Origin of the sequence: Streptomyces sp. NPDC006529 (genome assembly GCF_040611795.1) — a bacterium.
GTDB lineage: Bacteria > Actinomycetota > Actinomycetes > Streptomycetales > Streptomycetaceae > Streptomyces.
Genome location: NZ_JBEXPB010000021.1, coordinates 22,859 through 46,374 on the forward strand (window position 1 = coordinate 22,859; position 23,516 = coordinate 46,374).

Sequence of the window (23,516 nt, forward strand, 5' to 3'; positions counted from 1 at the left end):
CCTCGGCTGTATGGAAAGGCACGCAGGGGATACGCGATACACGGACCGTCAGCAGAGCGGCGGCGGATGGCTGGTGGGGGTGGTGCAGGGGGCCGCGAAGGTGGTCGCGGTGCTCGTCGTGCTGCCGGTGCGGGCGGTGTGGGACGTGCTCGCGGCGCTCGGGCGGCTGGTGCGCCGCCATCTGCTGCGACCGCTCGGCGCGGGGCTGGGGTGGGTGTACGCGCACCTGCTGCGGCCGGTGCTGCGGGCGCTCGGGTGGGTGGTGGGGACGCTGCTCAAGCTGGTCTTCGTCTGGCCGTGGGCCGCGCTGTGGCGGTACGTGCTCGCTCCGGCCGGCCGGGCCCTCTACCGCTTCCTGCTCACCCCCGCCGGACACGCCCTGGCCTGGGCGGCCGGTCTGCTCCACCGGTACGTGCTGACCCCGGCCGGGCACGCGCTGGTGTGGCTCGGCGGGCTGCTGCTGCGGTACCTGCTGGTTCCGGTGGGCCGGGGGCTGGCGTGGCTCGGCGGGCTGCTGCTGCGGTACGTGCTCGTTCCCCTCGGGCGGCTCCTGTCCTGGGCCTGGGGCGTGGCCGGGCGGATCACCCGGGCCGTGGGGCGCGCGCTGCGCCGGGCGGGGTGGGTACTGGTCGGGTGGCCCGCGTCCCGGGTGTACCGGTACGCGCTCGCTCCGGCCGGGCGGGCCGTGCGCGAGGTGTGGCGGACGGCCCGCGCGGTGGCGCGGGAGGCGCGTGCCGACGTACGGCGGGCCCTGTTCGGTTCACCTTCCGTGCAACCGGGGAGGTCACGGACGCGTAGTGTGGGTAGGACGACAGCTGTCGGCAACGCGCCCGCACCCGAGATCTCCCCGCACCAGCGGGGGTGAGCCGGAGCAGCGGGCACGGCCGGACGGCTCCACAGACCTCCGGGCGGCGCGCGAGAGCGGCCGCCCCGCACAAGGAGAAGAACCACTGGGCAAGCGACAGCCCGAAGGCCCCCCTCCCGCACCGGTGGTGCAGCGCATCCGACTGCGCTACACCAAGCGCGGCCGCCTCCGGTTCACCAGCCACCGAGACTTCCAGCGTGCCTTCGAGCGGGCCCTGCGCCGCGCCGAGGTCCCCATGGCGTACTCGGCGGGCTTCACCCCGCACCCCCGGGTCTCGTACGCGAACGCCGCCCCCACCGGGACCGGCAGCGAGGCCGAGTACCTGGAGATCGCCCTCGCCGAGGCCCGCGACCCGCAGAAGCTGCGCGAGCTGCTCGACGAGTCGATGCCGGTCGGGCTCGACATCACCGACGCCGTCGAGGCCCGCACCTCGGGCCTGGCCGACCGGCTGACCGCTTCGGTCTGGGAGCTGCGCCTGGACGGCACGGACCCCGCCGAGGCCGAACGCGCCGTGGCCCTCTTCCTGGCCGCCGAGACCGTCGAGGTCCAGCGCCGGACGAAGAACGGCATGCGCACCTTCGACACGCGCGGCGCCGTAGTCAGTCTCGACGTGGCCGCGGCACCGGCTGTAGCGGCTGATAGGCCGCTGGACAGTGCTTGTGCGATACTGCGGCTGGTTGTTCGGCATTTGACACCTGCCGTGCGACCCGACGACGTCCTGTCCGGTCTTCGAGCCGTGGCCGACCTGGCGCCGCCGGTCCCCGCAGCGGTGACCAGGCTGGCGCAGGGGCCCTTCGACGAGGAGTCCGGCACGGTGACCGACCCGCTCGCGCCCGACCGCGAAGCCGTCACGGCCGCCCCACCCACGGCTGCCGTAGCGGCCGACGCGAAGGCGCCGGAAGGTCCCGCCGCGTAAGGACCGCCGTTGCCGCGCCGCCCTGACATCCGGGATCCCCGTGGGTCGGGCAGCGCACAGACCTGAAGACTTCCGCCAGGCCGTACGGACAAACACGTACGGAACCGGCGGCCATGGACTACAAGCTCCCGTGTGGCGCACGCGCCCCGGAGGCCGGATCCGCGCTCATCGTGCGGGGCCGTGCCGGACCGGATGTCAGCCGCGGCGCCCGGGAGCGCGACGGGAGAACCCCGCACATGCTCAACAACGAGAACACCACCAACGACACCACCGCCGACGGCAGCGGCCCCAGCGACAACCTGCCCCCGCGCAGGCGGCGCCGCGCCGCCTCGCGGCCCGCCGGTCCGCCGGGCGCCGTCGGCACCACCGAGACGGTGGAGACCCCCGGCGCGGCTGCCGAGCCGGTTGCCGCCGCGCCCGCTGAGGACGCCGCTCCGGCGCCGCGTGCCCGTCGTCGCGCCACGCGCGCCGTGGCCGCTCCGGCCGCCGAGGCTGCTGCCGTGGTCGAGGAGGCTCCCGCCGCGGCTGCCGAGCCGGTTGCCGCCGCTCCCGCCGCGCCTGCTGAGGACGCTGCTCCGGCGCCGCGTGCCCGTCGCCGTGCCACCCGTGCCGTTGCGGCTCCGGCCGCCGAGGCTGCCGAAGCTGTGGTCGAGGAGGCCCCCGCGGTCGCCGCTGCACCGGTCGCCGCCGCTCCCGCTGAGGATGCTGCTCCGGCGCCGCGTGCCCGTCGTCGCGCCACGCGCGCCGTTGCGGCTCCGGCCGCCGAGGCTGCTGCCGTGGTCGAGGAGGCCCCCGCGGTCGCCGCCGCGCCTGCTGAGGACGCTGCTCCGGCGCCGCGTGCGCGTCGTCGCGCCACGCGCGCCGTCACCGCCCCGGCCGCCGAGGCCGCTGCCGTGGTCGAGGAGGCCCCCGCGGTCGCCGAGCCGGTTGCCGCCGCTCCCGCCGCGCCTGCTGAGGACGCCGCTCCCGCGCCGCGTGCCCGTCGCCGCGCCACCCGCGCCGTCGCGGCCCCGGCCGCCGAGGCCGCCGCCCCGCAGACCTCGCAGGCGCCGGCCCCGCAGGCCGCCGAGCCGGTCGAGGAGGCCGAGGCCAAGGAGCCCGCCGCCAAGGCCCCCGTGACCGTCGCCGACGCCGTGGACTCCCCGAAGGGTCGCGCCCCGCGCCGCCGGGCCACCCGGTCCGCCGCCCCGGCCGCAGCCCCGCAGCCCACGGCCGCGCCCGCCCCCGCCGCCGAGCCGCGCGGCCGCCGCGCCGCGCGCCCCGCCGTCGCCGTCTTCCAGGCGCCGGTCTTCGCCGAGCCGATGTTCCAGACCCCCGAGACCGCCGCCATGCTCGCCGCCGCCGCGCGCGTCGCCGAGGACGTCGAGGAAGACGAGGACGAGCTCGACTTCGAGACCGAGGCCGTCGCCCCCGCCCCGGCCTCCGCCGCACCGGCCGCCGGCCGTCGTCGCCGCCGCCGTGGAGGCGCCGCGCCCGAGCAGGCGGAGGCCGCCCCGGCGCCCGCCGCCCCGGCCGCCGGTCCGATCTCCGTAGCCTCCGTCCTGGACGAGGAGCCCGAGGCCGAGACCGAGGCCGCGGAGCTGGAGGAGGACGAGCACGACGAGTCGGGCGACCGCCCGTCGCGCCGCCGCCGTCGCGGTGGCCGCCGTCGCCGCCGTGGTGAATCCGCCGACCTGGACGAGTCCGCCGAGGAGGAGTCCGAGGAGGGCGAGGAAGCCGCCGCCGAGCAGGAGTCCGACGAGGACGACGAGTCCGCCGAGGACGAGGAGAACGGCCCCGCCGGTTCCAGCTCCAGCCGTCGCCGCCGTCGCCGTCGCCGTCGCAGCGGTGACTCCGGTGCCGAGGGCGACGCGGGTGACGAGGACGGCGTACGCACCGTCGTCAAGGTCCGCGAGCCGCGCCCGGCCCGTGAGCGCGCCGAGTCCGCGTCCACCTCCACCTCCTCCGACGAGGTGCAGTCCATCAAGGGCTCCACCCGCCTGGAGGCCAAGAAGCAGCGCCGCCGCGAAGGCCGCGAGCAGGGCCGCCGCCGCGTCCCGATCATCACCGAGTCCGAGTTCCTGGCGCGCCGCGAGGCCGTCGAGCGCGTGATGGTCGTCCGCCAGAGCGGCGAGCGCACCCAGATCGGCGTCCTCGAGGACAACGTGCTCGTCGAGCACTACGTCAACAAGGAAGAAGCCACCTCGTACGTCGGCAACATCTACCTGGGCAAGGTCCAGAACGTGCTGCCGTCGATGGAGGCCGCCTTCATCGACATCGGCAAGGGCCGCAACGCGGTCCTGTACGCCGGTGAGGTCAACTTCGAGGCGCTGGGCATGGCCCACGGCCCGCGCCGCATCGAGGCCGCCCTCAAGTCCGGCCAGTCGGTCCTGGTGCAGGTCACCAAGGACCCGATCGGCCACAAGGGCGCCCGCCTGACCAGCCAGGTCTCGCTGCCCGGCCGCTACCTGGTCTACGTGCCCGAGGGCTCGATGACCGGGATCAGCCGCAAGCTGCCCGACACCGAGCGCGCGCGCCTGAAGACCATCCTCAAGAAGATCGTCCCCGAGGACGCGGGCGTCATCGTGCGCACCGCCGCCGAGGGCGCGAGCGAGGACGAGCTGCGCCGCGACGTCGAGCGCCTGCAGGGCCAGTGGGAGGAGATCCAGAAGAAGGCGAAGCAGATCTCGACCTCTTCGCCGAGCCTCCTCTACGGCGAGCCGGACATGACCGTCCGCGTCGTCCGCGACATCTTCAACGAGGACTTCTCGAAGGTCATCGTCAGCGGTGACAGCGCCTGGGAGACCATCCACGGCTACGTGAACCACGTGGCCCCGGACCTGGCCCCCCGCCTCTCGCGCTGGACCTCCGAGGTCGACGTCTTCGCGACGTACCGGATCGACGAGCAGCTCGCCAAGGCGCTCGACCGCAAGGTGTGGCTGCCCTCGGGCGGCTCCCTGGTGATCGACAAGACCGAAGCGATGATCGTCATCGACGTCAACACCGGCAAGTTCACCGGTCAGGGCGGCAACCTCGAAGAGACCGTCACCAGGAACAACCTGGAGGCGGCCGAGGAGATCGTGCGCCAGCTGCGGCTGCGCGACCTGGGCGGCATCGTCGTCATCGACTTCATCGACATGGTCCTGGAGTCCAACCGCGACCTGGTCCTGCGGCGCATGCTGGAGTGCCTGGGCCGCGACCGTACGAAGCACCAGGTCGCCGAGGTCACCTCGCTCGGCCTCGTGCAGATGACCCGCAAGCGGGTGGGCCAGGGTCTGCTGGAGTCCTTCTCCGAGACCTGCGTCCACTGCAACGGGCGCGGCGTGATCGTGCACATGGAGCAGCCGACGGCCGTGGGCGGCGGTGGCAACGGCAAGCGCGCCAAGAAGCGTGCGGGCCGCACCTCCGAGCACGACCACGAGAACGGTCACGAGCACGAGCTCGACGCCGAGGCGGACATCGACGCCGAGGTGGAGCCGGTGGAGACCGAGGCGGAGGTGGCGGCCGAGGCCGCCGCGCCGCGCGCCCTGCCGGAGCCGCCCTTCGTTCCGGACGAGGAGCTGTACAGCAGCCCCGGCGAGGCCGAGGCCGCGGCGGGCATCAGCGGCCGCCGCAACCGCCGCCGCGCGACCCGCAAGGCGACCGCTCCGGCGGGCGCCCCGCGCGGTGGCGGCGACCGGAGCGAGCGCACGGAGCGCGCCGACCGGACCGCGGCCCAGGCCGCCCCGGCCGCTGCCCCGGCCCCCGTGGCCGAGGCCGTCGCCGAGCCGGTCGCGCCCGTCGCCGAGCCGGTCGCCCCGGCCGTCGTCGAGCCGGTCGTCGAGCCCGCGCCGGTGACCGAGGCCGCTCCGGTGGCCGAGCCGGTCGAGGAGGCAGCACCGCAGGGCCGTACCCGCCGCCGCGCCACCCGCAAGGCCACCGCCCCGGCGGGTGCCCCCAAGACGGCCGAGGCCGTCGCGGAGCCCGCACCGGAGCCGGTCGTCGAGGCCGCCCCGGAGCCGGTGGCCGAGCCGGTCGCCGAGGCCGTCGCCGAGCCCGTGGTGGAGGCCGCCCCGGCGCGCCCGCGCCGCCGGGCGACCCGCAAGGCCACCGCGCCCGCCGGTTCCCCGGCCGGTGCGGCGGACGCCGCGATCGTCGTGGTCGCCACCGCGGCGGAGGAGGCCCCGGCCGCCGCGCCCGTCGCGGAGGCCGAGGCCGAGACCGAGGCGCCCGCTCCGGCCAAGAAGGCGGTCCGCAAGACGGCCGCCAAGAAGGCCCCGGCCAAGAAGGCGACCGCCGCCAAGAAGACCACGGCGACGGCTGCCAAGAAGACGGTCGCGAAGAAGGCGACCGCCAAGAAGACCGTGAAGAAGGCGGCGACGAAGAAGACCGCGGCGGCGGAGCAGCAGTCGCTCCCGTCCGTCTCGGCTCCGGCGACCGAAGCCTGATCCACACCCCGCTGCACACAGCCCCGCCCGGCACCGGAACACGGTGCCGGGCGGGGCTGTTTTCAGTCACCTGTGCGTCTCCTGTACCTCACCTGTGATCAATCTGTGATGCTCTTTGTCACGCGATGTCGGACATCCACTCTTGTTCACCCGGTGTGATTGCGACACATTGATCAAACGCTTCAGGCGGCTTGCCATGGGTGGGGACTTCTGGCGGGCGGGGGGATGGGACCAGGTGCACCGATGAGGTGCCCGTGGTCCTCGCTGCGTTGCACATCTTCACGTTTCGTCCTTTCTCACGTTTTTCCGGGCGTCGCTCGGCGTCCTGTGAGAACTGACGAAGGCAGAACGAAACACGTGAGCAGAACAACACAAGCGCTGGTGGGCGCGGTCGGTCGGCATACGTCCAGAACGGCGGCCATCCTGTCCTCCACGACCCTCGCCCTGGTGCTGGCAGCAGGATCAGCCCCCTTCGCAAGCTCGGCGTCCGCCGCTCCCGGCTGCGCCGGAGCCGAAGCGGACTTCAACGGCGACGGCATTCGGGACACCGCGATCGCCGACACCGGCGCGACCGTGAACGGCGCGGCCAAGGCCGGGCTCGTACACATCGTCTACGGCGGCGGCAAGGGGACGCTCGAACTGACGCAGGAGAGCGCCAAGGCCGGTGCCTCCGAAGCGGGCGACCAATTCGGCTTCTCCCTGGCCGTCTACGACGCCGATCTCGACGGCTGCGCGGATCTGGCGCTCGGGGTCCCGTACGAGGACGTCGCCGGCCGCCCCGACGCGGGCCGGGCCGTCGTCGTTTACGGCTCGCCGACCGGCCTGGCCGCAGGCAAGGCCAGCATCCAGTACCTGCAGGGGGCGGCCCCCCTGACCGGTTCGGCCGAAGCCGAGGACTGGGCGGGCTACTCCCTCGCGGCCGGTAAGTCCTCGGCGGGTGTGCCGTTCCTCTCCATCGGCGTTCCTGGTGAGGACCTCGGTACTGTGCCCGACGCGGGCGGCGTGATCTACGTCTCGGGGTCCACGACCGTGAACGTCGGCATCATCACTCAGGACACGGCGACGGCGGGCGCGGTCCCGGACGCGGCGGAGGCGTACGACCGGTTCGGTACGGCCATCGCCGCCACCCCGACCCACCTCGCGATCAGCGCTCCCGGCGAGTCCCAGGGAAGCATCGTGGACGCCGGGTCGGTGACGACGTTCAGCCACACGCTGGTCTCCGGCGTGCCCACACCGCTGAACGTGATCACGCAGGATTCCCCCAACGTGTTCGGGGTCTGTGAGACGGGGGACGCCTTCGGAACGTCGATCGCCGCAGTGCCGTACCGGGCAGAAGGCGCCACCAGTACGAGCGAGTCCCTCCTGGTCGTCGGAATTCCCAATGAGGAGAGGACAACGACGCAGGACTCGGGAGGGGTGGAGGTCTTCCGTCTCGACGCGGTCGGCGGATTCCAGCAGACGCAGTTCATCGACCAGGCGACGACCGGTGTAGCGGGTACGGCTACCTCCGGCGACCATTTCGGCCAGCGTGTCGTGGCCGCCAACACCGCACCTGACAGCGTCAGTACTCCGGAGAACACCCGTGTGGCCGTCGGCATACCGGGCAAGGAGAGCACCAGTGGCGTCGCGGACCGCGGTCAGGTGCAGGTTCTGCCGCTCGTCGGTCCTCCCGGCGACAGTGATGTGCTGCTCGCTCCCGGCTACGGCATGCCGGCTCCGGCCGCGCCGCGTCAGTACGCCGGCATGAGCCTTGGCAGCAGTACCGCAGGCCTCTATGTCGGACTGCCCTACGGGCCGACCGCCGGCCGAGCGGTGTACCTCTTCTCCTGGAACGTCGCGAACGCCGGGGCCCCCGTCCAGACCTTCAAGCCCGGTCAAGACGGAATCCCCGTCGGCATCGGCACCTTCGGAACGGCGGTCCGGTGATGGGCGTCCAGACGACCGGCATCCGCCGGACCTTGCTGCGGCGTGCCTCTCTCGCCGCTGTGGTGACAGCAGGCGCCGTGCTGGCCGCGGGCCTCGGCCTGCCGCCGGAGCAACATGCGCGGGCCACGGAGGAGGTGGCCGTCGGCACCCCCGTCCAAACGGAAGCCGAGGCTCTCACCGCTGCCCGCACCAGCGGGAAGCAGGTCGAGGTCCTCGGCCTGCGCAGCGAGCAGCGGGAGATCTTCGCCGCCCCGGACGGTACGTACACGGCCCGCGAATACACCGAACCCGTACACGCGGTACGGAACGGCGCATGGGTCGACATCGACAAGACGCTGGTCAGGCGGCCGGACGGCAGTGTCGGCCCGAAAGCCACCACCGTGGGCCTGGCCTTCTCGGACGGGGCCGCGGGCAAGCCCTTCGTCACGATGCGCCGCAGTACCCGGGAAATGTCACTGTCCTGGCCGTACGGAAAGCTCGCGACGCCGGTACTCGACGGCGACACCGCAACCTACGTGGACGCGCTGCCGGGCGTGGACCTGAAGGTGCGCGCCGAGGCCAACGGTTTCGGTCATCTGCTCGTGGTCAAAACGCCACAGGCCGCGGCCGATCCGCGCCTCCAGAGACTGGACCTGGGCCTGAAGGCCGAGGGTTTGACGTACAAGAAGGACGCGAACGGCGCCGTCACCGCTGTGGACAGTGCAGTCGGCGGCGTCGTGTTCCAGTCCGGCGCGCCCAGCATGTGGGACTCGGCATCCTCCCAGGAGACGGCCGTCCGCGACAAGGGCCCCCGAGCCGTCGCCAAGTCCCTGTCCGCGGCCCGGGCCGACGCGCCCACGGGGGCGAATGCGGCCGCCGTCCTCACTCCCGCCCTGGCGGGCCCGGGCGGCGGAGGCAAAGCCGCGCCCCTGGGCGTCGAGGTGTCGGCGAACAAGCTGACGCTGGTCCCCGACCAGAAGATGCTGCGCGACGGTGCCACCGTCTTCCCCGTGGTCATCGACCCGATCCAGAAGACCGCCGACCGTTCCGGCTGGACCGCCGTCATGTCCGGCAAGCCGTCGGTCGGCGAATGGCAGTACTCGGGCAGTGCGGGCGTGGGCAGGTGTCCGACGGATTACAGCGCGGCCTCCTGCGCCGGTGTCGGCGTCCGCCGTGTCGCCTTCCAGATCCCGCTGTCCTTCTACAAGGGCAAGCAGATCCTGGGTGCGACCTTCAGCGCCCGCGTCCAGCACGTCTACCCGGCCGATGCCCACGCCGAGCCGATCCAGCTCCAGCGGATCGGCGGCAGCACGGCCCACATCGACAGCGGCAGCAACTGGACGAACACGCAGAACAGCACGCTCACGACCTTGGAGACACTCAACGAGAAGATCCAGCCCACCAGTTGCGAGTCGCAGGCCAACATGCACTTCAAGTCGGGTGCCACCGGTGGCCTGACGAACAGCGTACGCACGGCGGCGGACGAGGGCTGGCCCTCCATGCTCCTGAACCTCCGGGCGCAGGACGAGGGCAGCTTCCAGGGCTGGAAGCGCGTGTGCGGCAACGCCTACCTGAGCATCAGCTACAACACGCTTCCGGGGGCCATCAACTCCGGTGCCATGTCGTCCAACCCCGGTGGTGCCTGCGTCACCGGTGCGAACCGTCCCTACACCGACGTGCCGCCGACGCTCCGCGCCATCGCGAACGACCAGGACGCGGGCGAGCAGGTCAAGGTCCGGTTCAAGGTCGAGTGGAAGGACGCGGCCGGAGCGGCCAAGTCCTATGAGGAGGACACGGACTACAAGGCTCCGACGTCTTCCACGCCCTTCGAGCACACCGTGCAGTCCGTGATCCCGGAGAACACCGCGATCTCGTGGAGCGTCGCCACGCATGACGGCGACGGCTGGGGACCGTGGAGCACCAAGTGTGAGTTCATGTACGACAAGTCGTTCCCGGGCAAGCCGAACGTGTTCTCCGCGGAGTACCCGGCGACGAAGGAGTACCACGACGGGGTAGGGGCCGTCGGCACCTTCATCATGTCGCCGAACCCGGACGATGCGGTTCCGGACACGGACGTCGTCAAGTACCGCTACGCCTTCGACGGTGAGCCCAGCACCGAGGTGGCGAGCACGACGGCGGGTGGCCCGGTCTCGGTGAACTGGACGCCCACACGCCCGGGGCCGCACTGGGTCGACGTCGTCGCCGTCGACAAGGCCGCGCACCCCAGCGCCCTCGCCCGGCACAGCTTCTACGTGGCAACAGGTGCTGCCGCCGCCGCCCAATGGAACCTGGCCGACGCGCCCGGTGGCAACGCGGCCGACGAGGAGACGGGCAAGTACCCGGCCGGCTTCGGCCCCGGTGTCACCTTCGGTGTGCCCGGGCCTGGTGGCGCCATCGACTCGGCGGCCCACTTCGACGGAACCGGCGACAGCTGGGTCGATGCGGGCAGCACGGTGCTGGACACCCTGAAGGGTTTCAGCATCAGCGCCTGGGCGCGTCCGTCGGACCTCAGCCGTGACATGACGGTGGTCAGCCAGGACGGCACCGGTGAGCCGGGCTTCGTCCTCGGCTACGACGCCATCGCCAAGACCTGGAAGTTCTCCGTTCCGCTCAGCGATGTGGACACGCTGGGTGAGTGGAAGGCGGTGTCCACCGGTGTCACCCCCGTCAAGGACGAGTGGGTGCTGCTGACCGGTCTTTACGACGGCGCCGCGGGCAAGCTCCAGCTCTACGTCAACAAGGAGCTCAAGGGCGAGACGGTCCGCCGTTCCACCTGGAAGTCGTACGGCGCACTCCAGATCGGCCGCCACATCGACAAGGCGGGCTACGAAGGCGCCTTCGCCGGTGACCTCGCCGAAGTCCGCGTCTTCGGCCGTCCGCTCCTGCCGGCTCAGATCACCGAGATCACCACCGTCAAGCCCGACCGCACCGGCTACTGGCAGCTCAACTCGGCACAGTCCGGCGTGACGCCCAACCTCGTCGCAGGCGGACAGGGGCTGACCCTGACCGGCAACGCGGCGCTCTACACCCCCGATCCGCTCGACCCGTTCCTGACCGCACCCATGGTCGGGGCCGGGCACATGGTCCTGGACGGCAACGGGGACTACGCCACGACGGCGAACGCCCCCGTCACGGGAGCCACGAGCTTCACGCTCGCGGCACGGGTCCAGCTCGGCTCGCTCGACGCCACCGCCTCGCAGACCGTCTTCTCCCTGCCGGGCGCGAACACGAACCGGGTGCAGGTCCGGTACCAGGCCGCCACCAAGCGCTGGGAGCTCGCCGTCGCCACGGCGGACACCCCCGGCGCCGCGGTGAAGGTCTTCTCCGACGACCAGGCCATGCCGGACACGAACCCCGTCGGCCAGCACCTCGCAGTGGTGTACGACGCGTTCGCCGGTCAGATCCGGCTGTACGTCAACGGACAGCTGGCGGCTTCCGCCCAGGGTGTGGAGAACACCACCTGGGCTGCGACCGGCGGCCTGCAGGTGGGCCGTTCGGCCCGGGGCAGCGCCGAGTACTTCGCCGGAGCCATCGACGAGGTCCGCGCGTACAACGGCGCCATCGACCCGACGGCCGTCGTCCAGCTCGCCGCGACCGGAGAGCTGACCGACCGCTAGGTCATCCACAGGACAGGCGTGCCCGCCCCTCGCAGGGCGGGCACGCCTGTCCGCTCGCAGTACCTTCTTGCCCCTTCTCTGTGGAGTGCACTGATGTCTCTACGCGGCCGATTGCTGAATCGGCGCATGTCACGACGGACACTGGGGTCCGTCGTCATCGGACTGAGCCTGGCTCTGTCCGCCTCGTCCGTCCAAGCCCTCGAGGCCGCCCCGGGCGGCACGAAGCGGCCCGGCGTCCAGGACTTCGGCGACCCCGTCAAGGGGACCGCCGCCAAGGCCGCCAAGCGCCCGGCGAACGCGACGGCCAAGGCGGCCGTCAAGAAGCTGGACAAGCCCCTCTGGCCCGGTAGCGGCAGCGCGGAGCTGGCCGTCTCCGGGGCCGGGGACCCGGCCCGGGTGGCGGTGGGCGGTCTGCCCGTCACCGTGACCACCCCGAAGGACACCACGGTCAAGGCACCGGCCGCCTCCTTCCGCGCGGCCGCGGTCGCCGGAGGGAAGCCGCCCGGCAAGGTTCAGGTCGATGTGGTGGCCCCCGAACGCGCCGCCAAGCTCGGCGTCGGCGCGCTGCTGCGCGTCCAGCGGGCCGACCAGGCCGCCGACGGCGCCCAGGTCCGCGTGCACGTCGACTACTCGGCCTTCGCCGACGGCTTCGGCGGCGGCTACGGCTCCCGCCTGCGGCTCGTCGAACTCCCGGCCTGCGCGACGGTCGCCGACCCGGGCACCGCCGCCTGCCCCGAGCTGCCCAAGCTGCTGAAGAGCGTCAACGATCCGCGGACGAAGACGGTCTCCGCGGACGTCACCGCCCCGGCCCGTACGGCCGGCATGTCCGCCCTGGCGGCCGGCCCGGCCGCAGGCGCGTCCATGCTCGCCCTCGCGGCCGGCGACTCCTCCGCACAGGGCAACTACGCGGCGACGCCGCTGTCCCCGTCGGCGAAGTGGAGCGTGTCGAACTCCTCGGGCGGCTTCTCCTGGTCCTACCCGCTGCGCACCCCGCCCGCCCCCGGCGGCCTGGTGCCCACGGTCGGGCTCGGCTACTCCTCGCAGTCCGCGGACGGCCGTACCTCCGACACCAACAACCAGGGCTCCTGGGTCGGTGAGGGCTTCTCCTACGAACCGGGCTTCATCGAGCGCCACTACAAGCCCTGCGCCAAGGACGGCCAGAGTGGCTCCGCCGAGCAGTGCTGGGCCTTCGACAACGCCACCGTGATGCTGAACGGCGCGTCGACCGAGCTGGTCAAGGACGACACCGACGGCAAGTGGCACATGGGCTCCGACGACGGCTCGAAGATCGAGCAGGTCACCGGCGCCACGAACGGTGACAACGACGGCGAGCACTGGAAGATCACCACGACGGACGGTACCGAGTACTGGTTCGGCCGCAACCGTCTTCCGGGCTGGGCGACCGGCAACGAGGAGACCGCGTCCGTCTGGACCGCCCCCGTCTTCGGCAACAACGCGGGCGAGCCCTGCTACAACGCCACCTTCGCGAACGCCTCCTGCCAGCAGGCCTGGCGCTGGAACCTCGACTACGTCAAGGACCGCCAGGGCAACGTCATGTCGTACTTCTACGGCAAGGAGACCAACTCCTACGCCCTGAACGGCAAGACCGACGTCAACGGCACCGCGTACACCGCGGGCGGCTACCTCAAGCGCGTCGACTACGGCCAGCGCGAAGCCTCCGTCTACTCGGCCAAGGCCCCGGCGCGCGTCGTCTTCACGACGCAGGAACGCTGCCTGCCCACGGACACCTTCAAGTGCCTTCCGGCCGACTTCAAGAAGGAGAACGCCGCCTTCTGGCCGGACGTACCGATGGACCGGTACTGCGCGCCGAACACCAAGTGCACCGCCACCCAGGTCGCCGCGTCCTTCTGGACCCGGCAGCGACTGACCGGCGTCACCACGCAGATCCGCAAGGACGCCACGACGTACGACGACGTGGAAGCATGGACGTTCACGCACCAGTTCACCGACAACGGTGACCAGTCCAAGACCCTGTGGCTCTCCAAGATCGACCACGAGGGACGCAGGGGCGGCAGCGCCAAGGTCCCCTCGGTCGAACTCATGGGTACGCAGCTGGCCAACCGGGTGGACGGCCCCGGCGAGTCCATCGCCCCGTTCTACCGCTTCCGCCTCTCCACCGTCCTGAGCGAGACCGGCGCGCAGCTCGACGTCAACTACGCCCCCGCGGAGTGCACCAAGGACGCCCTGCCCAAGCCGGGCGAGTCCGTCAAGCGCTGCTACCCGGTCGTATGGTCCCCGCCGGGCTTCCTCGACCCGGTCACCGACTGGTTCCACAAGTACGTGGTCGCGCAGGTCATCGAGACCGACCGAACCGGTGGAGCCCCCCAGCAGGTCACGGACTACGAGTACCAGGGCCCCGCGGCCTGGCGTAAGGCCGAGCCCGACGGCATGACCGAGGACAAGTACCTCACCTGGGGCGGCTGGCAGGGCTACGGCAAGGTCAAGGTGACCACCGGCGGCTCGGCCGCGGGCAAGACCCGGATCGACTACACCTACCTCCAGGGCATGGACGGCGACAAGAAGCCGGACGGCACGGCCCGTTCGGTGACGGTGGCCGACTCCGAGGGCGGTACGTACACCGATCACAAGGAGTTCAGCGGCCACGAGCTGGAGTCGGCGACCTACGACGGCGACAAGCTCGTCTCCAAGGTCATCAAGACCCCGATGCGGCACTACACCGCGACGGACACGAACACCTGGGGCACCAGCCACGCCTCGATCGTCAAGACGGTCAAGACGCGTGGTTACACGATGACCGAGGGGGGTGACGGCCGCCGCGAGGCAGAGTCGAACGCCACGTACGACCTCACGAACGGCACCGGCCGCATCCTGGAGTCGGAAGAACTGGGCGACCTGTCGACCGCGGCCGACGACACCTGCACCCGTACGTCCTACGCGGACAACACGGCGGCCAACATCCTCACCACGGCGTCGCGGGTCGAGTCCGTCTCGGTGAAGTGCGCCACGACCCCCGACCGCAAGACGCAGGTGATCTCGGACGAGCGCACCTCGTACGACGGCCTGGCCTTCGGCGCGGCGCCCACCGTGGGCAACGCGACGCAGACCGAGCGCATGACCTCCCACAACGGGACGACGGCCACCTATCAGGTCACCGCTACGACGACGTACGACTCCTTCGGCCGTCCGTCTTCCCAGACCGATGCCGTGGGCGCGGAGACCAAGACGGCGTACACCGACGTCAACGGCCTCATCTCGCAGGTCAAGGTCACCAACGCTCTTGGCCACGTCAACACGAGGGACTTCGACCCCGCCTGGGGCCTGTCCATCGGCCAGACCGACCCGAACGGCAAGCGCGGCGATCTGGCGCTCGACCCGCTCGGCCGACTGGTCTCCGTCTGGCTCCCGGACCGCTCCAAGAGCGCGCTCCAGACGCCGAGCATCAAGTACAGCTACAACTACCGTCTCGACAAGCCGGTCTCCGTGAAGACGGAGAAGATCGAGATCGACGGCTCCTACGGAGCCGAGTACGAGCTCTACGACAGCCTGCTGCGTCCTCGTCAGAAGCAGACGGAGGGACCGTCCGGCACCCGCATGGTCGCGGACACCTTCTACACGCCGACGGGCAAGATCGCCAAGGTCAACGCCACCTACAACGCGGCGGGTGCGGCCTCGGACGAGCTGCTGATCGTCCGCAACGGCGACGTCGGCGGGCAGACCCTGTACGAGTACGACGGTCTGGGCCGCACCACTGCGAAGATCTCCGCGGTGGCCGGCGGCGAACAGTGGAGGACGACGGTCGTCCACGGCGGCGACCGGATCCACGAGGACCCACCGGTAGGCGGCACGCCCACGACGACGCTGACCGACGCGCAGGGCCGCACGACCGAGGTGCGCCACTACAAGGGCGCCTCCCCGGTACCGAACGGTCCGACGACCGGCTACGACAGCACGAAGTACGCGTACACGCCGATGGGCAAGCTGGAGCGGCTCACCGACGCGGCGAACAACACGTGGTCCTACAAGTACGACCAGCTCGGCCGCCAGATCGAGGCGGTGGACCCGGACTCGGGCAAGCGCACGACCACGTACGACGAGGCCGACCGGCCGACATCCACGACGGACGCCCGCGGCAAGACGGTCTCGACGGTCTACGACAAGCTCGACCGCGTCGTCACGACGTGGGACGGCCCCGCGACCACCGGGACCAAGCTCACCGAACAGCGCTACGACAAAGCCGGCTGGCTCGGCTACGGGTACGCCTCGCTGCGCTACATCAATGCGACGGAGTACTTCGCGTCGGTCGTCCAGGCGATGGACGAGTTCTACCAGCCGCTGAAGACGGCCTACACGGTCCCCGCCTCGTCGGGGACGGGCCTGGCCGGCACCTACGTCTTCAGCAGCGCCTACAACCGTGACGGCACCAAGCAGAGCGACTCCCTCCCGGCGGCGGGTGGTCTCGACGCCGAGACGCTCGCCTACGGCTACGACGACATCCAGCGCCTGAAGAGCATGACGGGCACGACGTCGTACGTCACGAACGCGGTCTGGTCCGGCCGCACCCTGCTCCAGCAGCTGGAGCTGAACAACGGCGGCAAGAAGGTCTGGCAGACCTTCCAGTACGAGACCGGTACCGACCGGCTGCTGAACTCGAAGGTGGACGTCTACGGGTCCACCACCGGCCCGGCCAAGGAGTCGAACTACTCCTACGATCAGGTCGGCAACGTCCGGTCCATCGCGGACACCGCCGGCAGCGCCACGCCCGACCTGCAGTGCTTCGCCTACGACTACCAGGCCCGCATGACGGAGTCCTGGACCCCGGCGACGACCAAGGCCGCGGCTGCCGCGTCCGGAACCGTCGGCAGTCAGGTCCCCGTCTCGGGATCGGGCCCGGCGGCTTGCAACACGGCTCCCGGCGCTTCCGCGCTGGGCGGCCCGGCTCCGTACTGGAACTCGTACACCTTCGACTCGGTCGGCAACCGCCTCACCGAGACGTCGCACGACACCGGCCTGACCGCCTCGAAGGACGTCAAGCGCACCTTCACGTACAAGGCGGGCAGCCACCAGGTCCAGAAGGTCGTGGAGAACACCCCGACCGGCGACCGGCAGTACAGCTACGGCTACGACACGGCCGGCAACACCACCACCCGCACGATCGGAGGCAACACCCAGACCCTGGAGTACGACGCCCTCGGCACCCCGGTCCGGAACAGCCAGCCGGACGATGTCACCACGCCGGGCAAGAACGAGGCGTCGGAGACGACGTTCCTCTACGGCCCCGATGGCGGCCGGGTCCAGCGCAAGGACGCCACCGGCACCACGGTGTACCTGCCGGGCATGGAGCTGCGCCTGGACGCGGGAACGACCACGGCCAAGGCGACGCGGTACTACGCCTTCGCGGGCCAGAGCGTCGCGATCCGCACCCCGGACAAGAAGCTGTCCTTCCTGGCCTCCGACCACCACGGCACGGCCGAGATGTCGATCGACGCCACGACGGGTGCGGTCACCCAGCGGCGGATGGATCCCTACGGCAACAGCCGTGGTACTCCCCAAGGAACCTGGCAGGGCGAGAAGGGCTTCGTCGGCGGAACGATCGACGCGTCCACGGGTCTGACGACGATCGGGGCCCGGGAGTACGACTCGTTCCTCGGGAAGTTCATCACTCCCGACCCCGTCGTCGACACGAGCGACGCCCAGCAGCTGAACGCGTACGCGTACGCGCACAACCGGCCGGTCTCGGCGAGCGACCCGAGCGGTCTGTACGACCCGGACGAGCGGGCGTTCTGCCGGGGCAACCCGGAATGCACGAACGGCAGGTACACCCCGAAGTCCGATCCGCAGCCCGATCCGGAAGTCGAGGAGGCCGAGGACAACTACAACAAGGCCCAGGGCGAGCACAACCGCACCCAGGCGAAGATCAAGAACGCCGTCAAGCAGATCACCAAGATCCTCATGGACGAGCTTGGCATCACGGCGGCCCTTGACTGCTTCTCCAGCGGCGACCTCGGTGCCTGCGGTGAAACAGCGCTCAACATCGCGAGCAGCTTCGCCGGCGGCATCGCCGGCAAGATCGCCAAGAAATACGGATGGCCGACCCAATGGGAGAAGGCCCTCACTCTTGGGAAGAAGCTCGCCGGGCTCGCCGGCGACCTGATATCCGGGGTCAAGTCCTGGTTCAAGACCTCGGAGAAGCTCGAAAAGGCCAAGGGTGCCTTGGCTGCGGTCAAGGCTCGGTTCAAGGGGTCCGGTGGTAGCTGCCCCATCCCGCACAGTTTCCTGCCCGGCACTGAGGTACTGCTTGCCGACGGATCAACGAAGAAGATCGAGGACGTCGGGGTCGGCGACCGGATCACTACGACGGATCCGTCCACTGGGGAGACGGTAACCCGGGAGGTCGTCGGAACGATCGTCACCCGCGACGACAAGGAATTCGTCGACCTGGGGATACGTTTCGAATCCGGAGAGGTATCGCTTGTCTCGACCATCACCCACCCCTTCTGGGTCGAGAGCGAACAGCGTTTCATTGATGCTGGCAACCTGCGGCCTGGAATGCGACTGCGGACGCCGAATGGCGCCATGGTCGAGCTGTCGCGGATGCGATTCTTCAATGAGTTGCGCCAGACGCACGACCTGACCATCGAGGGCGTTCATGCCTACTATGTATTGGCCGAGACCGTGCCGGTACTTGTGCACAACTGCGACACTGGTGGGTTGAGTCTCGTCGGTGCACGGCAAGTCAGTGGACGATTCCCGGACCAGGGTAATCCCGGTGAAACGCTTTTCCGTCAGAAAGAAGATGGGACGGTCACCGCCTACGGGCGGTATGACGACGAAGGAGAACTCTATCAACGCGCAGATTTGCTGGAAGAGTCGGCCACTCATGGCAATGTGCCGGCCCCGCACATCCTCTCGACCGTGACGCATACAAATCCGAAGACTGGACAGAAGTTCATCAGGTGGGAGAAGATGCCGCGGTCTCTTCGCCCAGAAGAAGAGCTGTGTGGCTGCAGGTAGGCGCATGCCCTGGCGTAACTGGAGTTGTTAACCGCCTCTTCAGAGAGGCCCGCACCGGATAAAGTGATGATCGTAGGTGCCCGTCAGTCCGTGGCGGGCACCTACGCGTTCGCCGCGCCAGAGATACGAGTTCATCTGTGCGAGATATCTCATGGTGTTAGCCCCCGAGGGTGCGATGCCGAGGAGTTTCAATGTATGACCCGACGGAATACCCTAAAATTAAATCCTGGGCGGATGAGTGGGGAGGGGGTCTCGACTACGTCGATTATGTGAAGGGAAATGGAGATCTGGCGCTGCTGGCGGCGTTTTCCCGTATCTTCTGGCCCAGGTTTGTCGAGGTGCAAGGATGCGTGTTGTGGGATCGTGTATACGAGGAGTCGAATTTCGCTCTCTGGCGTGAGAACCTCTCAGGTGATGTTCGGAGACTTGAGGCAACGCTCAATCGGGTGCGAGTATGGCAGCTGGTCGAATCGCGCGATGTGGACGAGGATGTACGGGCGTTGAACTATGTGGCTGAGAGTATTGCGCGAGCATGGCGAGCCGCACTGTGCGTGGAATTCCCCGGTCGGGCTTTCGATGTCGGAGTCGTGCATTCCGAGGACGGGCCCATCGTGACTTTCTCCTCCGGGGTGAAGTAGCTCCGCGGAGGCTCGCGGCTGCGCTCCTCACCCCCGGTTTGACCTCTCAAACCGGGCCCCGTAACCTAGGTCGCTGGCGTGTCTGTGGACGCGCCATCCACTGAGCACCTCACCTCCCGTACCGCCTCGCGGTACGGGGGAGGCCGGCCTGCGGGTTCCCGCGGTGGCCGGCTGGCTTCAGGGGTTCCCTTCGAGTGAGAGAGAGATCCGCGTGTACGCCATCGTGCGCAGCGGTGGTCGCCAGCACAAGGTTGCTGTCGGCGACATCGTTGAAGTTGACAAGATTCCCACTGCCAAGGTTGGCGACACGGTCGAGCTCTCGACCCTGCTCGTCGTCGACGGCGAAGCCGTGACCAGCGACCCGTGGGTCCTGGCCGGCATCAAGGTCACGGCCGAGATTGTGGATCACCACAAGGGCGCCAAGATCGACATCCTGCGGTACAAGAACAAGACCGGCTACCGCCGTCGCCAGGGTCACCGCCAGCAGTACACGGCGATCAAGGTCACCGGTATCCCCGCGGCTGCGAAGTAAGAGGGACTGAGACATGGCACACAAGAAGGGCGCATCTTCCACCCGGAACGGGCGCGACTCCAATGCCCAGCGGCTCGGCGTGAAGCGCTTCGGCGGTCAGGTCGTTTCCGCTGGTGAGATCCTCGTCCGCCAGCGCGGCACGCACTTCCACCCGGGTGCGGGCGTCGGCCGTGGCGGCGACGACACGCTGTTCGCGCTGCAGGCCGGTGCCGTCGAGTTCGGCACCCACCGCGGCCGCAAGGTCGTCAACATCGTTCCGGCCGCCTGATCCAGCTCCTGCTGGTCTCGCGTACGTAACTTCCCGAGGGCGGATCTCAGCTCTTTCCGGTGAAAGCCGGGAAGAGAGGTCCGCCCTCGGCGCGTTGTCACATAGACACGTTTAATGGGTAGCAAGGCCTACCCCCCGGGCTTTCCGGGATATTCCCGCTGTATCTGGAGGAACAACCATGACCACCTTCGTGGACCGCGTCGAGCTGCATGTCGCCGCGGGTAACGGGGGCCACGGCTGCGCCTCCGTACACCGGGAGAAGTTCAAGCCGCTCGGCGGCCCCGACGGCGGCAACGGCGGCCGTGGCGGTGACGTCATCCTCGTGGTGGAGCAGGCGGTCACCACCCTGCTCGACTACCACCACAGTCCCCACCGCAAGGCCACCAACGGCCAGCCCGGCGCGGGCGACAACCGTTCCGGCAAGGACGGCCAGGACCTGATCCTGCCCGTCCCGGACGGCACCGTCGTCCTCGACAAGGAGGGCAACGTCCTCGCCGACCTCGTCGGCCAGGGCACCACCTACGTCGCTGCCGAAGGCGGCCGCGGCGGCCTCGGCAACGCCGCGCTGTCCTCGGCCCGCCGCAAGGCGCCCGGCTTCGCCCTACTCGGCGTTCCCGGCACCGGCGGCGACGTCATCCTGGAGCTGAAGACCGTCGCCGACGTGGCGCTCGTCGGCTTCCCGAGCGCGGGCAAGTCCTCGCTCATCTCGGTGCTCTCCGCGGCCAAGCCGAAGATCGCCGACTACCCCTTCACCACCCTGGTCCCCAACCTCGGCGTGGTCACCGCGGGCTCGACGGTCTACACGATCGCCGACGTCCCGGGCCTGATCCCGGGCGCCAGCCAGGGCCGCGGCCTCGGCCTGGAGTTCCTGCGCCACGTCGAGCGCTGCTCGATCCTCGTGCACGTGCTGGACACCGCCACCCTGGAGAGTGACCGCGACCCGCTCGCCGACCTCGACGCCATCGAGAACGAGCTGAAGCTCTACGGCGGCGGCCTGGAGAAGCGTCCGCGCCTCGTCGTCCTGAACAAGGTCGACATCCCCGACGGCCAGGACCTCGCCGAGATGGTCCGCCCGGACCTGGAGGCCCGCGGCTACAAGGTCTTCGAGGTCTCCGCGGTCGCCCGCACCGGCCTGAAGGAGCTGTCCTTCTTCCTCGCCGAGGTCATCGCGAAGGCCCGCGCCCGCAAGCCGAAGGAAGAGGCGACCCGCGTCGTCATCCGGCCGAAGGCCGTGGACGACTCCGGGTTCACCATCACCTACGACGAGGTCGAGGACGTCTACAAGGTCCGCGGCGAGAAGCCCGAGCGCTGGGTCCGCCAGACCGACTTCAACAACGACGAAGCCGTCGGCTACCTCGCCGACCGCCTCAACCGCCTCGGCGTCGAGGACGGGCTGCGCAAGGCCGGCGCCCGCGCCGGTGACGGCGTCGCGATCGGCTCCGACGAGAACGCGGTCGTCTTCGACTGGGAGCCGACCATGATGGCCGGCGCCGAGATGCTGGGCCGCCGCGGCGAGGACCACCGCCTGGAGGCCCCGCGTCCGGCCGCGACCCGCCGCCGCGACAAGGAAGCCGAGCGCGGCGACACGGCGCAGCAGGAGTACGACGCGTTCCGCCAGAACCAGACCGGCGCCTGACCGAGGCCCGCGTGCGTTGAAAGCCCCCGCCGGGGTCCCGTCCGGGACCTTTGCGGGGGCTTTCGCACGGAGTGCGCCGGTACCGGCCACCCCTCCCCGGACGTCCCATAGGATCCTGGGGTGAGCAGCACCAACACTCCCCGCGTCTCCGTCGTGGTGATCGCCTACAACGACGCCGCGCTCGTGGGCGAAGCCGTCACCTCGGCCCTCGCCCAGGGCCCCGTGGTGGGCGAGGTCATCGCCGTCGACGACGCCTCCACCGACGGCACCGCCAGGGTGCTCGACGAGCTGGCCGCCGTCCACCCGCGCCTGAAGGTCGTGCACCGCACGGAGAACAGCGGGGGCTGCGGCACGCCCCGCAACGACGGGATCGCGGCCGCGACCGAGCCGTACGTCCTCTTCCTCGACAGCGACGACGTGCTCCCCCCGGGGGCCGCCGCGGCGCTGGTGCGCGGAGCCGAGGAGCACCGGGCGCCCGTCACCGTCGGCGCGTGCGTGCGGCGCGAGCTGCCGCAGGGGCACGACGTGCCCTGGATGCCCGGGCTGCACACCCCCGGCGAGGTGATCGAGCGGCCCGCGGACCGGCCCGGCCTGGTCCGCGACACCCTGTGCGTCAACAAGCTGTACGAGCGGTCCTTCCTCGACAAGCACGGGATCCGCTTCCCCGACGGCCGCTTCGTCTACGAGGACTTCGTCTTCACCGCCCGCGTGCTGGCCGCCGCCCCGCGCATCGCCGTCGTCCCCGAGCTGGTCTACGTCTGGCACGTGCGCCGCGCCGCGGCCCGGGTGTCGATCTCCCTGGACCGCAAGGACGTGGGCAACTGGGCGGCGCGGGTCCAGGCCCACGCGGCCGCGGCCGCCGTGCTCACCGCCGCCGATCCGGCGCTCGGCCTCGCCTGCCAGGTCAAGTTCCTGGAGTACGACCTGCGGATGTACCTGCGGGAGCTGGGCACCGACCCCGGCTACCAGGCAGCCTGGTGGACCCTGACGCGGGACTACGTCGCCGGCTTCGACGAGGCCGCCGTCGAGGCGGCCGGGGCCCGGGCCCGCTGGATCGTGCGCGTGCTGCGCGCCGCCCCGGCGCCGCCCGCCGACGTGCGGCGCCTGATGCGCTTCGCCGCCGAGCCGCCCCGGCTGCTGCCCCCGTACGCCCGGAACGCCGACGGGGTCCCGGTGTGGAGCGAGGAGACCCCCGCCGTGCTCGACGGACTGGCCGAGCTGCCCGTCGCCGAGCTGCCCGTGACCGTCGACGCGGAACCGGCGGGCGGCGGCGCACGTCTCACCCTGCGTGTCCACGACCTGTACGGGCGCCTGGCCGAGGCCCCGCCCCGCACCGCCCAGCTGCGCTTCGTACCGCGCGCGGGCGGCGAACCGGTCGTCGTCCAGGCGGTCGCCCTGCGCCCCGACGGCGCGGACGGCTGGAGCGCCGAGCTGCCCTTCCGGCTCGCCGCGCTCGCCGCGACCGGCCGCCGTCGCGGTCTGCGCGGGATCCAGGCGTGGGACGTCCGGGTGAGCGTCGACTGCGCCGACGGCAGCTCCCTGCTCACCGCCCTGCGCCCGCTGGGCGACCTGCTGCGGCGCCGGGCCCTGCTCAGCGGCCGGTACGGTGTTCTGCTGACGCAGCCCTACCGCACCGCCGCGGGATCGCTGGCGCTGCGGCTCGCACCCGGCGCGGAGGGCGCCGCCACCTTCGTACGCAACCGCCTCGGCCGGGCCCGTCCGGGCCGTCGGCCGCGCTAG

Annotated in this window: 11 protein-coding genes; all 11 read left to right on the forward strand. The window is 70.7% G+C overall.

Annotated elements, in window-relative coordinates; all coding sequences use genetic code 11:
• The first annotated feature begins 10 nt into the window (after positions 1–10).
• Positions 11–865 (forward strand): hypothetical protein, encoded by an 855-nt coding sequence (locus ABZY31_RS16815; protein ID WP_356410599.1) that lies wholly within the window; start codon positions 11–13, stop codon positions 863–865.
• Positions 866–992: 127 nt separating this feature from the next.
• Positions 993–1,781 (forward strand): TIGR03936 family radical SAM-associated protein, encoded by a 789-nt coding sequence (locus ABZY31_RS16820; RefSeq protein WP_356410752.1) that lies wholly within the window; start codon positions 993–995, stop codon positions 1,779–1,781.
• Between the two features lie 236 nt (positions 1,782–2,017).
• Positions 2,018–6,187, forward strand: coding sequence for an Rne/Rng family ribonuclease (locus ABZY31_RS16825; protein ID WP_356410602.1), 4,170 nt, complete (start codon positions 2,018–2,020; stop codon positions 6,185–6,187).
• A 357-nt stretch (positions 6,188–6,544) separates the two neighbouring features.
• The gene (locus tag ABZY31_RS16830) at positions 6,545–8,113 is read left to right on the forward strand and encodes an integrin alpha (protein ID WP_356410605.1); all 1,569 of its coding nucleotides are present in this window, start codon (positions 6,545–6,547) and stop codon (positions 8,111–8,113) included.
• Complete coding sequence (locus tag ABZY31_RS16835) at positions 8,113–11,709, forward strand: LamG domain-containing protein (RefSeq protein ID WP_356410608.1); 3,597 nt, start codon at positions 8,113–8,115, stop codon at positions 11,707–11,709. The genes ABZY31_RS16830 and ABZY31_RS16835 overlap by 1 nt, the downstream gene beginning before the upstream one ends.
• A gap of 126 nt (positions 11,710–11,835) precedes the next feature.
• Entirely contained in the window at positions 11,836–18,702 is a 6,867-nt protein-coding gene (locus ABZY31_RS16840) for an RHS repeat-associated core domain-containing protein (protein ID WP_356410610.1), read from the forward strand.
• Positions 18,703–18,893: 191 nt separating this feature from the next.
• The gene (locus ABZY31_RS16845) at positions 18,894–19,340 is read left to right on the forward strand and encodes a hypothetical protein (protein WP_356410613.1); all 447 of its coding nucleotides are present in this window, start codon (positions 18,894–18,896) and stop codon (positions 19,338–19,340) included.
• Positions 19,341–19,551: 211 nt separating this feature from the next.
• Entirely contained in the window at positions 19,552–19,872 is a 321-nt protein-coding gene (rplU, locus tag ABZY31_RS16850; RefSeq protein WP_330330369.1) for a 50S ribosomal protein L21, read from the forward strand.
• A gap of 13 nt (positions 19,873–19,885) precedes the next feature.
• A complete protein-coding gene (rpmA, locus tag ABZY31_RS16855) occupies positions 19,886–20,140 on the forward strand; it encodes a 50S ribosomal protein L27 (protein WP_069920265.1) in 255 nt (84 codons plus the stop codon).
• A gap of 178 nt (positions 20,141–20,318) precedes the next feature.
• Positions 20,319–21,776, forward strand: coding sequence for a GTPase ObgE (gene obgE, locus ABZY31_RS16860; protein ID WP_356410616.1), 1,458 nt, complete (start codon positions 20,319–20,321; stop codon positions 21,774–21,776).
• A 120-nt stretch (positions 21,777–21,896) separates the two neighbouring features.
• Positions 21,897–23,516: a glycosyltransferase family 2 protein gene (locus tag ABZY31_RS16865; RefSeq protein WP_356410619.1), complete on the forward strand. Its 1,620-nt coding sequence runs from the start codon at positions 21,897–21,899 to the stop codon at positions 23,514–23,516.